9 protein-coding genes are annotated in these 14,210 nt (G+C 59.5%); 3 read left to right on the forward strand and 6 right to left on the reverse strand.

What is annotated here, in order from left to right; genetic code table 11:
• Window positions 1-7: 7 nt before the first annotated feature.
• From ACSFCA_RS20205 to ACSFCA_RS20230, 6 genes are all read right to left on the reverse strand, one after another.
• Window positions 8-1,045, reverse strand: a complete 1,038-nt coding sequence (locus tag ACSFCA_RS20205) for an RNA methyltransferase (protein ID WP_435460747.1) — start codon at window positions 1,043-1,045, stop codon at window positions 8-10.
• 319 nt (window positions 1,046-1,364) lie between these two features.
• A complete protein-coding gene (locus ACSFCA_RS20210; protein WP_435460746.1) occupies window positions 1,365-1,817 on the reverse strand; it encodes an RHS domain-containing protein in 453 nt (150 codons plus the stop codon).
• 92 nt (window positions 1,818-1,909) lie between these two features.
• Entirely contained in the window at window positions 1,910-2,179 is a 270-nt protein-coding gene (locus ACSFCA_RS20215; RefSeq protein WP_435460745.1) for a hypothetical protein, read from the reverse strand.
• A 1,153-nt stretch (window positions 2,180-3,332) separates the two neighbouring features.
• The gene (locus ACSFCA_RS20220) at window positions 3,333-3,788 is read right to left on the reverse strand and encodes a hypothetical protein (RefSeq protein WP_435477307.1); all 456 of its coding nucleotides are present in this window, start codon (window positions 3,786-3,788) and stop codon (window positions 3,333-3,335) included.
• A 68-nt stretch (window positions 3,789-3,856) separates the two neighbouring features.
• Entirely contained in the window at window positions 3,857-8,677 is a 4,821-nt protein-coding gene (locus tag ACSFCA_RS20225) for an RHS repeat-associated core domain-containing protein (protein ID WP_435460743.1), read from the reverse strand.
• 44 nt (window positions 8,678-8,721) lie between these two features.
• Window positions 8,722-11,580, reverse strand: coding sequence for a type VI secretion system Vgr family protein (locus ACSFCA_RS20230; RefSeq protein WP_435460742.1), 2,859 nt, complete (start codon window positions 11,578-11,580; stop codon window positions 8,722-8,724).
• Between the two features lie 316 nt (window positions 11,581-11,896).
• Between ACSFCA_RS20230 and ACSFCA_RS20235 the strand changes: the two genes are divergently transcribed.
• The 3 genes from ACSFCA_RS20235 to ACSFCA_RS20245 all read left to right on the forward strand — a co-directional run bounded on the left by ACSFCA_RS20235 (window position 11,897) and on the right by ACSFCA_RS20245 (window position 14,066).
• Window positions 11,897-12,667, forward strand: a complete 771-nt coding sequence (locus ACSFCA_RS20235) for a hypothetical protein (protein ID WP_435460741.1) — start codon at window positions 11,897-11,899, stop codon at window positions 12,665-12,667.
• A gap of 215 nt (window positions 12,668-12,882) precedes the next feature.
• Window positions 12,883-13,686 carry a hypothetical protein gene (locus ACSFCA_RS20240; RefSeq protein ID WP_435460740.1) on the forward strand — a complete coding sequence of 268 codons (804 nt, stop codon included), beginning with the start codon at window positions 12,883-12,885 and terminating at the stop codon, window positions 13,684-13,686.
• Entirely contained in the window at window positions 13,683-14,066 is a 384-nt protein-coding gene (locus ACSFCA_RS20245) for a hypothetical protein (protein ID WP_435460739.1), read from the forward strand. Before ACSFCA_RS20240 ends, ACSFCA_RS20245 begins: the two co-directional genes overlap by 4 nt.
• Window positions 14,067-14,210 lie beyond the last annotated feature (144 nt).

Below are 14,210 nucleotides of genomic sequence, written 5' to 3' on the forward strand. Positions count from 1 at the left end.
GCCGCCTTCAACGAGAGTCTTCAGCCCTTCGATGAAGCGTTACCCGCACTTCGGCCGCACGCGCCCTCAACTGACCGCACCCGCCATCGACATCCTGCCCGGCTGAATTACGCAGCTTCGTCAGAATGCCCCGCTCATGCAGCGTGCGGGCAATCTGCTCGCAGCGCTCCCAAGACGGGCGGCTGAACGCCACGCCATCCACCGCGTTGAACGGAATCATGTTCAGCACGCCGTACTTGCCGGAGAGCAGCTTCACGATGCCGTCGATTTCATCCTGTCCGTCGTTCACGCCTTCCAGCAGCGTCCACTGGTACTGAATGGGGTAGCCGGTGGCCCGCGCATAGCGCTCGCCTGCATCGACCACTTCATCGGGCGTCATGTTCGGCGCACGCGGAAGTAGCTTCTTGCGCAGCTCGGCCTTGGTCGTGTGCAGCGAAAGCGCCAGCGCAGGCCGTACGCGTTGCTGCAACAGCCTCTCGAACGCACGCGGATCGCCCACGGTGGAGAACACGATGTTCTTGTGCCCGATGTTGCCCACCGTGCCGAGCAGGTCGATGGCCTCCATCACGTTGTCCAGGTTGTGGGCCGGCTCACCCATGCCCATGAACACCACCTTGCGCACCGGCCGGCGCATGCGCGCGAGGGCGACCTGGGCAATGATCTCGGCGCTGCCTACCTGGCGAAGCAAGCCGTCGCGGCCCGTCATGCAGAACTGGCACCCGACGGCGCACCCGACCTGCGAAGACACGCACAGGCCATCGCGAGGCAGCAACACGCTCTCTACGGTCTGGCCGTCCGCGAGGGCCACGAGCAGCCGCTCCGAGCCATCGGCGCCGGGGTGCACCGCGTGAATGCGCGCCAGCCCCGCAAGCTCGGCCTCGATGGCAGGCAGGGCAGCCAGCAGCGACGACGGAAAGAAGGTGCCCGGCAGGCGCCTGCCGCTGTTGCGGGGCAGCGCATGCGACCACAGCCGCAAGATGCGCTGCTCGTGGCTCGGGCCCGCGCCGGCTTCGCGGAGTCGTTGTTTCAGTTCGTGGATTCGCATGCACTGCCGCCTGGGGCAAATGGACTCTTGCGCACGTCAGCAGCCCAGCCGTGCTGGCGCCTGAAGGTGCAGAGTGATGGTCGTCGACATGCGGCAGATTGTGCCCGGCACGAAAAGCACGCTGCCTTTGCGCCGTGCCGAGCCGCTTTGGCAAGCGACAGCCGCTCGACTGTCAGAGCTTTGTGTCTCGCCGCAGCGCCCCGGCAGATATCTCTTCGATTCGAGAAATCCTCGACGAAATCTTTTCCCTTGCGCGGCTTCGCTTCTCTACAGTGAATGCCCCATCGACAAGTCGCCCCTCTCTGTGGGCGACGAACACTCAAATACTGCCCTGGAGCCAAATCGAATTCCTGAAGCCTGCCTTCCTACCGACCTCGCCGATTGCCTGTTTCGCCTCACCCCAAGCTTTGTAGCTGGCCGACCCGGCGATGCGCCCTTCATGGTCCGTCGATTCCTGCGGCGTGCCCAGGTGATCGCATTGGTGGAACGCGATCTCTTCTCTGGCAAAGGGCTCTGGCGTTCGCTGCTGCGCTCCGTTCCATAGCGGATCCTGCTCGATGTCGTAGCGCCCGCCATTGGCCGCGATCAGCGCCTTCACGTCCGTGGTCTCGCTCAATGCGACGGTATGCGCCCGCCTGATCTGCACTAGCGGCACGAACGAGCCCGGTTCGTGGATGTAATGAACGCTGCCGCCGCGCCAGGCACACACCTGCTGCCCCTCAGTGCTCTGCGTGCTCTCGAACGCCAGCGCGTCCCCGTTCCACCCGAACAAGGTCGTAGCGTGTGACGTGCGCTTGGCGATGCGCCTTCCCAATGCGTCGTAGCTGAAACTCGTGCCATGGTCTGGGATCGTCGCGATCGACCTTAGAGCCTTACATCAATTCCCTGAGGTCCAATAGCATTGATCAGTTCCACTTCGGGACCGAAGTCTCTTGGCAGAGGCGAATGCCCCGTTAGTTTCTCGTACAGCGCACGCAAGTAGCCAGGTTTGTCTTCAACCTCATCGAGTGGCACCGCATGCGGCACCACGGCGCGCCAATACCCATTGATATCCCCCGATGACAGAATGAACTCAATAGCCTCCAGAACCCTTTGCTTGCTCACCGGCCCATAAGTATCGAAGTCGATTTTCATCGCATCAAACAACTTGGCGCGACAAACCTCGTTGTTAAGGTGGAATTGTCAATATCGTCATCGCTCATGGAAAGCAAGTAGTAGTACATCTCATGGATGTAGTCGAGAAGGATTCGCATGAATCAGGGCCTCCCCACCCTCAGTTCGGGATACTCGGTAATGATCCCAACTGGCCAGACTTGTCGTACTAATAGCTGTGTCGAATGCCGACGGCTTTGATCGGCCTCAACTAGTTACTGATCCATTTCATCCAATAGTTCAGCTAGCATTTTTTAGTTTTCAGCCAGTATTCGAACTTCACCGGCGTAAGCTCAACCGGATCTCCGAACTTTGATATCACTTTCAACTGAATAGATGAGTCTTGCTCAATCCAAGCATCAACACAGCCATCTACGGAGGTGTAACGTTTTATAGACTCTTTCATTTTTATGGCCCTTTTGTAGGGAAATGTGCGTTTCCATCAACTGGCGACACAATTTTTGTTATTCCATCCGGTTGATATGCGTGCACGGATCAACCGTAGCTTTCGGATCGTTATAGGGCAGTCCTGTTTACTGGTCAATATGACCTCGATCTAAGCGCAATCTTTGATTTTCAGTACATGGGCACTTTCATTTGCGAGGCAAACCAGTGGAATCGGGTTGCCCGGTAGGAGTCAACCCCTTGGAAGCTGCTAATGCTCTTATTTCAGACCGAGTCTTGTCGGTAATCTCGGACGCAGTGATCGTTGGTGGTGTTGTTGCCAGCCCAAGTGGATCAATGTAATTGGTCGAATTTTTCGCATACGCAAAAATATTCAAATCGCCCAAAAGATTTTTTGGATCCGAACTGGCGAATCATCCAGAGCGCAGGCACCAAGAGCATTTGCCTTGCCGTTATCGGTGCGAGACGTTTTCGCGCTCGAAATCGCCAAGGATGGCCGTCATTGACCTGGCTGTTTTTCGGTCAAGCACTACCGAGTCAGTTCTAATTTCGGAAAGCCTCTTCTTTACTGAAGTGATCGGCTAATCGAAACTCCTGCAAATGGCTGGTCGACCGGGCAACACTCCATCCTCATGATTTGTCAACTCCTGCGGCATGTTCGGATGATTAAATTTAATTCGAAGACAATGGGGGAAATTCAATTGGCAAATCGCTTCCGAGTTGCTGTGAATTAATTATTCGATTCAATTTTTCTCAAAAAAATCTCTGCCCTTATCTGCTCCCAAACCCTTGTGTAATCAAGCACATTCATCCTCAGCGCAACAAATTTATTTTCAATCTTATCCTTGGCAAAAAAAATTGCCTCCTTCAAATCAAGAACCACAAAATAAGCCTCATCCGCATCAAATATTTCAGTGCCACTTGGGAGGCCGATATATGCGCTGGGTGCTATCACGCTATTGCCTAAATCTCTCGGCCAATCACCTTCTTTCCAGCAAGCATTGTGCAGTAGATGAAAAAAATGGGCCGCAGGAAATTTCTTGCCAAAGACTTTTTTTGCGAAATCAGTGTTGATCTTTTGCTTTTCAATATTTGACAGAAGATCGTCTATTGCCCCAATCATCAATCCTGAGACAGAAACGGCCTCCTCATCCCCAAAAGTCAAATCTTCTATGGAGATCAGCATGCGGTCAATAAAAACGCGCCGACCATCACTCGATCTTCGAGTAGAGATTTCAATAGCATTTTTCATAATTATGGACATTTGGATTTGATCGCCCTGCCATCTTTTAACAGGCCATCCAAGCGCTTTTGTACAGTCGGAGGCACGGGAAAGCCGCCATTCTGGATCGAGTCGCCGTTCCAATGCATGGTTCCATCGTTGCTGTTCCCAAAACGATGGTAGACCCCCTTGTCATCGACAGCGTACCAGTGCTTTCCTTCGGCATCAGGCACTGCACGAGATGCCAATGCTTCGTGGTGGCAAGGCAGCTTGGATGTTTTTCTTCCCCCCCGGAAATCGGGCGACGTCGTGTCGTGATGGCCAGGATTTGTGTATTCAGGCTTTGGTCCGTGATACCGCCCGGCCTTTCCGGCCTTTGCCAATCCCAGAGGGTCCACCCATTCCAACGGGTTGAATGCGTACTCTTGCAAATTGATCCCGCCCGCCAGACGAATCGGGTCGTGGCTGACAAAGCGACCGCTTTGCGGATCAAAATACCGATACCGGTTGTAGTGCAGCCCAGTCTCTTCATCCCAATACTGCCCCTGGAACCGAATCGGATTCCTGAACCCCGCCTTCCGACCTGCTTCGCTGATCGCCTGCTTTGCCTCACCCCAAGCCTTGTAGCTGGCCGACCAGGCGATCCGCCCTTCATGATCCGTCAGCTCCTGCGGCGTGCCCAGGTGGTCGCATTGATAGAACGCGATCTCTTCCTTGCGGAAGGGCGCAGGTGTTCGGCTCTGTTCTCCGTTCCACAACGGATCCTGCTCGATGTCGTAGTGCCCGCCATTGGCCACGATCAGCGCCTTCACATCCGTGGTCTCGCTCAATGCGACGGCTTGCGCCTGCCTGATCTGCACCAGCGGCACGAACGAGCCAGGTTCGTGGATGTAGTGCACGCTGTCTCCGCGCCAGGCCCACTCCTGCTGCCCCTCGGTGCTCTGGGTGCTCTCGAACGCCAGCGTATCCCCATCCCAACCGAACAAGGTCGTAGCGTGTGAGGTGCGCTTGGTGATGCGCCTTCCCAATGCGTCGTAGCTGAAATTCGTGGTCTCGCCGAAGGTCTCGGCACTGTGCATGCGGTTGAACCCGTCCCAGGTGAAGGTGGTCTTTTCACCGTTGCGGCTGCGTTCGATCAGGTTGCCCCGCTCATCCCACTTGTAGTGAGTGCCGGCGTAGTCCTTGATCAGGTTGTCCATCAACCGCCCGGCAATACTGCGGCCTTCGCCGTCCAGGCGAACGGCCACGCGGTTGGTGATGCGGCCTGCAGCTTGGGCTACAGCTCCGAAATCGGACGGGTTGCCGATGTTGCCCGCTGGATCGAAAGCAAAGGTCTCGCGTCCCAGACGGCTGTTGGCTTCGAGCAAACGCCCCACGGGGTCGTACCGATAGCTCAGGTTGCCGCGGCGGCTATCGCCGATGGCGATCAATTGGCCAGACTTGTCGTACTGATAGTTGCGACGGATCTCGGTCGCGTTGGCTGTCGACATTTTCGTGCCGGATTTCGTAAAGGAAATCTGCTGCTCCAGTAGCCGCCCGGCCGGGTCGTATTTCAGCCCCTGGTGCAGTCCGTTGCCTTGGTCTCGGCCGACCTCGCGGTGAAGGTCATCGCGCTCGAAGCCCAGGATGTCCTGCCCGTCGACCAGCAATCCGTGGACATGGCCCGAGCCGTAGGTCAGCCACTGGGTGAGGTGGCCATCCGGGCGGATGGTGGCTATGCGCTGATTGAGTTCGTTGTAGCCATGCTGCCAGACCGCTGTATGCCCTTCGTCCAGGTAGTGCTGGTGCTCGCGCACCAGATTGCCCGCGCGGTCGTAGAACCATTGCAGCTTCGCATTGCTGTTGGTTGCTTCGATGAGTTGTCCATTGCCGTCGTAGGCGAAGCGCTCGGTCTGATCGCCAGCCTTGCGTTCGGCGAGGCGGCCCAGTGCATCGAATTCGAACTCGGTGTGTTGGCCGGCTTCTATAACTTCGGCCAGCACACCGGTGGTGCGCTCATAAAGGTATCCGGTGGTCTTGCGATCAAAGCCGGTCTCCTCAAGCAACTTGCCGACTGGGTCGTACTTGAAGTTGTAGCGGCTGCCGTTCTCGTTGCGCAGTTCGCTCAGCCGGCCCAACAGGTCCCAGGCGTACTTGAGCGTATGACCGGCCGCATCGGTGCGCTCGGCCACAAGGCCGGCACGGGTGTAGCCATAGGTCGTTCGACGCCCCAGCGCATCGGTATGTGCGAGCAGGCGGCCTTCGGCGTCATGCACGAAGTGCTCGCTGGTGCTGTCGGGATGAACGATCTCTTCGAGTTGCCCCGGGTGGTTGGCGTTGGCCGCATTGGCAGTTGTTCGTGCGGCTTGCATCGATTCGGCTGGATCGGTGTAACGGTACCGGGTCGCCTGGCCCATCGCATCGGTGGTCTTGATCAATCGGCCGCGGCCGTCGTAGGCCCACTGCGTGGTTTTCCCCGAGCAGTCGGTATGGCTGGCCAACTGACCGGCGCTCGTGTAGGTCAGTGCCTTGATGCCGCCCTTGGCATCGGTGATGCGCTCGGGTCGCCCGGCCTTGTCGTAGGCGTACTCGGTCTTGTTGCCCAGCGGGTCGATTTCCTCGGTGAGGTGATCCTGGGCGTCGTAGTCGCGCTTCCAGACACCGCCTTCGGCGTCGAGGATGCCCGTCACCCGATGGCGTGCGTCGTATTCGAAGTGGATGCGGCCGCCGTCGGCACGGGTATGGGTTCGAAGGTTGCCGTGGGCGTCGTAGGCGTAGGTGTCGGCACTGGCGTCGGTGTGCACATGGCAGGTGACGTTCTTGTCGTTGTCGCGATAGAACCATTCCTCGAGCTTGTCGGGATGGATGATGCGATAGGTGTAGCCCAGGATGTCGTAGTAGTGCCAGGTTTCCTGGCCGAGAGCGTCGGTGACATAGGTCAGCCTGATGTTCTTGTCCCATTCCAGCGTGAACGCAAAGCTGCCGTCATCGCTCCATTCGCGCACGGCCTTGGAGTCGGCGCCGGTGCCGTTGTATTCGAGGTTCATGCCACGGCCGGTGCGGTCGGTATAGCGGGTCACGAGGTGATGGCTGTAGCTGTAGCTCCATCCTGCACCGTTCTCGTCTTGCGCTAAGACCAGGTCGCCTTCGGCATCGTGGACATAGGCCGCGAGTTGGCGTACGACCTGACCGTCCTGGATCTCCCACAGGCTTTCGATGAGCCCACTCTGCGCGTGAGGGCGGGTGCCGACATGAGCGAGCGTCGCTTCGCCTTGTTTGCTGACGATGTCGCTCAGGACTTGCTCGCCGGTGCCAGCAATTACATGGTCGTAGCGCAGCCCGATGGCAGCACCGTCGCTGGCGTGTTGTGCCACGAGGCGGAAGTGTTGCTTGCCTTGTGTCTTGACCTTGCTGGCTACGGTCTCGACGAGTTCGTAGGTCTCGCGCCAATTGCTGGGCGTGCCGGCCGGCATGGGCTTGCCGAAATCGAGCGTCAAAAGTGTGTCGCTCACGCGCGTGAGCGTCACTTCTTCGACCGGGTCGCGATGGCTTTGCCCCACGGCGAGCAAAGGATACGCATGGCTTCGGCCGTCGGAGCCGTGATAGATCAAGCTCTTCTTCCCTCGGCGCTTGCCCTTGGCTGGCGTCGCAAGGTCCACGCGGGTGCTGTACGGCGTGAGCCAGCGTGCGCCGAGGCTGGCTTGATCGAAGGCGCCAAGATTGCTGCGGTAGGTGCGCGCCCATGTGATGGGCAACGGCGCGACCAATTCGAAGTCGACGTGCGTGAAAGTCTCGCAGCCCATCGAGAAACTGATGGAGTTCGAGGTGCCCGCACAGGCAGGACTGTTTTTGCAGCCGGGGTCCGTGGAGTCCAGGGACTGATGTCCGATAGCGCCTTTTTCTCCACCAGGCGCATCCTTCCTGGCCTCGGCACCACGGGTCGCCGACACGGAGGCGCCGACCGAGCCCTTGCGCTTTCGCAAGGCCTGTTTGAGGGACACGATCATCCACTTGATACCGAAGGTCACCGCCTCCTTGCCCAATTGGAGAATCTTGTCTTTGGCGTAGCGCTTGAGGTTGTTCAGGCTGCCGATGACCTCGTTGACCATGGCCCTGACGGGCGCCGACACAACCAGGCTCGACGTGGTCGCGGCCACGGCATTGGCGGCCCTTTTGCTCCCGCGCTCCAGACGTCCCAGCAGGCGACCGAAACGGGTCGAGTTGTTGGGGTCGTAGGTGTTCTTGTCCGACCCGGCATCTGTCGAGAACAACTGCTTGTCGCCCAGTGCAATCTGCAGCGCGCCGATCACCCCGTCGGCGATCTCCTCGGCCTTGCTGGCACATTTCTGCAGGAAATCATCGAGGTACCCCTCCGCCTCGTCCACGAACTTGTCGAGCGGTCCGGCAATGGTGTCGTTCAGATGGCGGGTGATGACGTCGATGAACACTGCGCTGATGACGTTCTCTGCCGTCTTCGCAAGCTCCTGCCGGAGCAGGTGCAGCATGGGCCGCAGGCTCATGCGCGCGGCGTTGGTGCCGGGGGGCAACGGAATGACGCCCAGCAGATTGAGAGCAAGGCTGACCCACTGCAACACGTCCGTGTACAGCTTCTTGGTGATCATGTCGATGATGTCCCAGACGGCATCGATCAAGGCCATGATGTTGCCGATCACCGGGATGCTGCCCGCGACATTGATCAGCGTGCTCAGGGTGACGTAGCCACCGGTGAGGTTGGACAGCCACGCATCGATCTTCGCCTTGCCGGCACCGATGTCTTCCAGGCCGATGGTGTTCAGCGGCGCCACCGCGGTCTGGCGCTCGCGTTCCTTGCCTTCTTGCGAGCCTTGTGCGTCCTTTGGAGCTTCGTCAGCCATCTATCGATTCCCTGATTTGTTTTTTGTCGACGCGGCGCCTGCAATCAGCCCGCGATTCCCGATATCTGGCCGGGCAGCTTGGGGACCAGCGCCCCTATCCGCTGAGCAGCCAAACCTCCGGCTACCTGCTTGACTTGTCCGATGAGGGCCTGAGCGCCCCCTTGCTGCACCGCTTGCACCGCAGCCACGGATTGCTGGACCGTGCCGGCCATCTGGCCGATCTGACCGGCCTGGCCCAGCAAGCCGCCGGCCTGTTCGAGCGCACTGGCACCGCCTGCATCCGATGCCGCATCGGTGCTCGCAGGCTTGGCGGGCCATCGATCGGGCTTGCCGAAATAACTGCCCTTGTCCCACGGATCGCTCGGGTCTTTGCCGAACGTGACCTTGGCCTGCCCAATGGGCAGTCCAGAGACGGATGCGAAGCCATTGCTGTCGAGCTTGCCGGTGTGCGTGCCGCCGTCAGAGTCGACCACGGTGTAGTCGCCTTGCTTGACTCCCATGCGTTTGGCGCCATCACCTTTGACGTACTGGTGATATAGGTCGAGTTGCCCCTTGGGGAGCTGTGGTGGCTGCGGCAGCCGGGGTTGCCCATCGCTCTTCGGCCCCACCATCGAGTGCGTCGCCGCATGCGCGCGCCACAGGCCATTGGTCCCGCTCTCGATACCGCCGGAATTCCATCGCGTGTAGCTGGAGCCGCCATTGATGAGGACTTCTTCCTTCGCCGTGATGGTGATCCGGTTGGCCTCTATCTTGATGTTGAGCTTGGCCAGCACGTTGATGCTGTCCTTGAGCGCAGTGATGTCGATGTCGGCCGCCGCCGCAGCCATGCGGATGCCGTTGTTGAAGGCAACCATGCGCACGGAATCCTTGGCGCTGACCAGGAAGCTGTTGCCGGTAGCAAAGCTGGCGTGTGCGCCGCTGGTGATGGCGGTGTGTTCGACACTGACGATGTGAGTGGAGCCTTGCGCCGTGCTCTGGATGCCGGCCGGGCTTGCCAACGTCAGGTGCGGTTCCTGGAATTCGGGGAACTGGCCTTGCGCCGGATTGCCACCACTGCCCTTGATCGCATCGTTCTGCTCCTTGAGGCTCTTGGCGACTTCGTCCTGATCTCCAGCCTCATGGGCCTTGGCGCCCTTGGCGGCCTCCGACAGGCTTTCATGCAGGTCGCGCCCTTGCGTGAGCCGGCCGACGGTCTCGCGCATGTCGGTAATGTGGGCTTGGGCGTTGGCACGCGGCTCTGTGGTGATCAGCAAGCCCATGGCGGCGCGCACCGCGCCATGGCCGTCGGTGCGCAACTCGACGCCCTGACCCCGATCGTCCTTGCGGCCCGCGGTGTCGTCGATGCGTCCGATGTGCCCGAGGCTCAGGCTGGAGCTTTGATGATCGCTCTTGAGCTGCACCTGGATCTTGCCGCTCGTGTCGTCGAGCGCCAGATGGTTGCTCTGGCCGCCCTTGAGTTCGCGGCTGCGCAGGCCCGCCAGATGCTTCTGTTCGGGCAACTGCCATGCGGGCATCTCATCGGCGTTGTGCACGCGACCGACGACGATGGGGTAGTCCGGGTCGCCGTTGAGGAAGTCGACGATGACCTCCTGGCCGATGCGCGGCAATGCGGCCATGCCGAAGGTCGAGCCGGCCCACCCCAGCGACACCCGAAGCCAGCAGCTGGAGTTCTCGTTGTTCTGGCTCAGGCGGTCCCAGAAGAACTGCACCTTGATGCGGCCGTACTTGTCGGTCCAGATCTCTTCGCCGGCAGGGCCGACAACAACGGCGGTCTGAGGACCCCGTGTGCGAGGCTTGACCGTCGTGCGCTTCGGCCGCCAGGCGTAGGTGGTGGGCTGTACATCAAAGGCAAAGCGCTGGACGGAGCCTTCGGAAGCATTCGCGCCTTCGCTGGCCTGGAGGTTTTCCTGAAGGTCGTAGGCCACACCGAGCAGCAGGTACTGCTGGTTCTGATCGCTACGAGGATGGCTGGCCAGGCGCATGGTGAAGCCTGGTGCCAGGTCGCGCCGGTTGGAGCGGCCGCTGGCACGGCTGCGCTCGCTCAGCTGCTCTTCGTTGCGGATGCGCGCATAGGTCTCACCATCGCCCAGCTCGGTGTAGTTGCCGGGCCACTCGTATCGCTCGAAGTCGTCGTGGTCATGGCCGGGCGGCATTTGCCGCTGGCTGGTTAAATCGGCCTTGGGCTTCTCGAAGTCATAGTGGCGACGCTGGTGATGGCCCGGGCGTATGCCCTCGCTTTGCATCCATTCGATGATGCGTTCGCCGGGCTCCAGGCCGCCGGTCATGCCGGCCTTTTCATCGGGGTGGTAGCGAACCTCTTCGCCACCGGGCAAGGGGCCATGGGAGCTGGCCATGTCGTCGGCGAAGACCAGCGTGTGCTGCCCGGCCTCGTGGCGGAAGAAGTAGTAGATCCCCTCGTGCTCGCACAAGCGCGAGATGAACTCGAAGTCCGTTTCTCCGCCGTTCGGACCTCCGTACTGCACGCAGTAGTCCCAGGCACGGTAGCTGCGGCTGAGCTTCTGCTCCATGGGATAGCCGTAGCGCCCGAGCACGGCCGTCACGATGTCGGGAACAGTTTGATCCTGAAAGATGCGGTAGTCGCTTCTGCGTGTTGCGAGCCACAACCAGGGGCGCAGTCGCATCTTGTAGAAGGACTGGCGGCTGTCTTCCTGAGACAAGCCAAAGCTTGTCACGATGCCGCCGAGATGGCGGATGTCGCCGTGCTCGGTCTGGATGGCGACGGTGGCGCTCTTTCCGAGGAGGGCCTTCGGATCAATGGAGTTGCTGTTGCCCAGCAGGTCGACGTCGAAGGTGTACGGCTGGCTGAGGGCTTCGCGACCGGTCAGGCGATGGAACTGAAGCGCATCGCCTGCCGGCGTGGTGATGGTGACGCGCCGAGTCATGGCGACGCGCTTGTGCGTACGTACGCACAGTCGTGAATGGACATGGGAGCTCCCTGCAGATGACCGCCGCTGTGAGCCAGGGCGGACTTTGTTCGATTATGTAAGCCCCAATCCCTTCTAGGTAAGCACCTAAAAGTAGCATTGCGTTATGCGTGAACAAGTACACACCCACGCGTGTGATTGGCTGCATGCAGGGCCAGTTGCAACGCTCCAATGTGGCACGCGCGCAGGAGAGTGGGCTGGGGTAAGGCATCCCACAAAAGCGGGATGCCCTAGAACTTTCCTCTGCGCTAACGTGGCGCCGAGGAGGGTTCCTATGCCGATCCCAAACTTGTTCTACGGGCACCAAGATGGCCTGACGCGCGGCGCGTCTCCGACAACGCTCGCCGTGGGCGACTCCTGGTTCTGGTACCCGTTCGACAACCTGCTCGGCGAGATCGCGACGCGCCGCGTTTTGCAGTCGATAGTCGTGGCAGGCTACAACGGCTCAGAGGCTTCGGAGTGGCAGGGCAAGTACGCCGGGTCGATCAAGGCCACTTTCGATTTCTATGCACGCGGCCCTCTGGTCAAGGCTCTGCTGCTTAGCGGCGGTGGAAACGACATCGTGGGACAGAAGAATTTTCCGAAACTGATCAAAGCCAATTGCTCGGCTTGTCAGTCGGTTCCGTCCTGCTACGCGGATGGGCAGCCTTCGACAGCACTGGACAAGATCATCGGCCACTACCGAAGGCTGATCAAACTCTTCAGAACCTATAACCAGACTGCCGTCGTCGTACTCCACAACTATGACGACGCGTACGCAACTGGCCATGGCGTTTTTGGCCCGGCAGATTGGCTCAAGGTGCCGATGGAGAAATGCCAGGTCCCGACCTCCTTGCGCAAAGAACTTTTCGCAGATCTTGTAGCTGCCTTTGGTAAAGCACAGGACGCATTGGTGGCAGAGCCTGGCTTGGGAAAGATCGTTGCGCTGAAGACGACAGGTACGTTGGCGATGGATCAATGGGCCAATGAATTGCATCCCACGCCTGAGGGGTTTCGACGGCTCGCGGAGTTGAAGTTTTTGCCGGCGCTGGATGCCGTGTGGTAACTGCCGAGGGTACAGAGCGGCCGTCTTAAGCTAGGTTGCATTCACGAGGATTCATCACCCAAACCACCGCGGAGGTCTGTATGACGATTCGAGGCTACTTGGCTTGGACACCGGTTCTCCTTCTGCTGATGTGCGGCCAAGCTCATGCTTGGCCCCCCGCTGAAGAGCCTTGCCTAAGCCACGCCGGGGGCGGTGACATCGGGAAAGGAGTCTGCGTGCAAGCACAGAACTTCGAGGCGACCTTCTTTTCCGACTCCATCGGGGCAAAGGGATCCAAGGATGAGCGCCTAAGCTATCGCGTGTGCAATCTTTCTGGCCCGGAGTTGTACTTCGTTTGGAAAGGAGCTGGCTTCTGGAGCGGTGCGTTGAACACACCGAAGGCTGGAGGCTGCTTCTTCTACAGTCGGCCGCCCGTTGGAGCTATTGGCAAGCCGGACTTGCGCGAGGTTCTTGTGACGCGTGAACTGACCAGTAAAAAGATCTCCACCGTCATTGACGAGGGAAGCTGGACGCGCAAGGTATTCGACTGGGTTACGGCTGCGGGGTATTCGCTTCCTGAGGGAATGCCGAGCGAGCCACAGCGCCGCGTGGTCATCAACTCCTACCGTGGGCAGGTTGGCGAAACGGTTCAGTTTCGAGTTGACTTCCCATCCAGCATGATCACCTGCATCGGGCTGCCAGAGGGTGCGCTGCGGAGGAACGAGGAAGACACGCTGAAGGGCCTTAAGTCGCAAGGCGTCTCCGAGGCCCGTATCCTTTCAAGCCCAGATGAGATCGCCAAGGCTTGCCTTGGAAGCGTGCGTGGCACCAAGTCGGAGAGCCTGATCAAAACGCAATTCAACTCGATGCGCGTCTTGGTGCTCGAAACCAAAAAGGTAAGCAGCGACGGCCTCTCAGTGAAGTTTTCTCTTCCGTCCAAGACGGAGAAGATCAAAGACATGCCCGTTATGGTCTTCAGCCCCAGTGACAAGGTGGTCTGGTACGTGTTCACTTTCCCCACCGTGGCGAGCGGAGAATGAAGAAGCTCTTGATGGAATACGGTGGCGCGATTGTGGCTGCCATCCTGACAGTGCCGGCGTCGAAGCTGCTGGTGCCCGATCCAGCATTCGGTTATGCCATCCTGGTGGGATCCACGATTGGCGCACTGGTCGGCAAGTTCCTTCACACCTTCCTCGGGAGAAAGCGCATCACGCGGGCGACCACTGTTGTCTCACTGATCGCGTGGCTCGTTTTGGTTGTTCTCTTCTGGGCTGTTTATGCATTCGGATGGAGGGGAGGGGCATTCTCGGCGACCAGCAACTACCTGATGCTCACTCAGATCGCTGTTGGGGCCATGGCGATGCTGGTTGCGGGTGCTGCTGCCTTGGTGGGCTCTGAGCTTGGGGGGCGCGGATCATAGGGTGCCGGTGATACCAGGAGTTTGTTCGTAAGCGTCAAGCATGACTCGCTTAGACACTTACCTTGTTCGCTCTGCCGCGGTTCAACTCCGACAGAGTGGCCAAATCAAAATTTGGCCGCCGCAGGCGTTAGCGCTCTCAGTCGA

The organism is Variovorax multivorans, from assembly GCF_051216835.1.
In the GTDB taxonomy this organism is placed as follows: Bacteria; Pseudomonadota; Gammaproteobacteria; order Burkholderiales; family Burkholderiaceae_C; genus Variovorax.